The organism is Pseudoalteromonas sp. SWXJZ94C, from assembly GCF_015864385.1.
GTDB lineage: Bacteria > Pseudomonadota > Gammaproteobacteria > Enterobacterales > Alteromonadaceae > Pseudoalteromonas.
Genome location: NZ_JADYXF010000139.1, coordinates 1 through 885, shown reverse-complemented (window position 1 = coordinate 885; position 885 = coordinate 1). Strand labels below are relative to the sequence as shown.

Annotated in this window: 1 rRNA gene; it reads left to right on the top strand. The window is 41.8% G+C overall.

Features of this window, described 5'->3' with window-relative positions:
• A 5S ribosomal RNA gene (gene rrf / locus I6F65_RS21425) occupies nt 1-115 on the top strand.
• Nucleotides 116-885: the final 770 nt, after the last annotated feature.

The following is an 885-nucleotide window of genomic DNA, read 5'->3' as shown; positions in this document are numbered from 1 at the left end:
CTTGGTGACAATAGCGTTTTGGACCCACCTGACTCCATGCCGAACTCAGTAGTGAAACGAAACAGCGCCGATGATAGTGTAGCATTTGCTATGTGAAAGTAGGACATTACCAGGCTTCAAATTGTAGAAAGCCCGAATCTAACGATTCGGGCTTTTTTACGTCTGCAGAAAAGTGAAGTGTGGTTGAAAAACGTACAGCTCACACCCTACACTCCCATTAATATCCCTTATTTCATTCGATTTCAGCTCATGAACCACTTTCAATAAGCCCACTTAGCTCACCAGTCTCAGCAACAGCTCGATCAAGCAGCTTGAGAGAATGATAGTGCCGTATTTATACTGTGGCTCTCCACCGCTTTGGCATTAAAACATTCTACTGCGTATGCGTAGCGCACCGACTTCACATTGTAGAAAGCCCGAATCTAACGATTCGGGCTTTTTTACGTCTGCAGAAAAGTGAAATGTGGGGGGATAACGCACAAATCACACCTTACACTCTCATTAATATCCCTTATTTCATTCGATTACAGTTCATGAACCACTTTCAATAAGTCCACTTAGCTCACCAGTCTCAGCAATAGCGCGATAATAAGCAGCTTGAGAGAATGATAGTGCCGTATTTATACTGCAACTCTCCACTGCTGTGGGCACTATGGCATTCCGCACCGACTTCAAGTTTTAAAGTGCCCGCATTTAATAATTCGGGCTCTTTACGTCTGCAGAAAAGTGAGATATGGGTTAATAAGGTAATACCTCCTCATAGGTTGGATCTTAAGGAATAAAACTTGAAAACATGCTCTGAATTTGATCTGATAGTAATCGCCAAACCACTATCTATCCCAAAAGCAGAGCATGAATAAATATAATACTGAGTTAAACAAAATA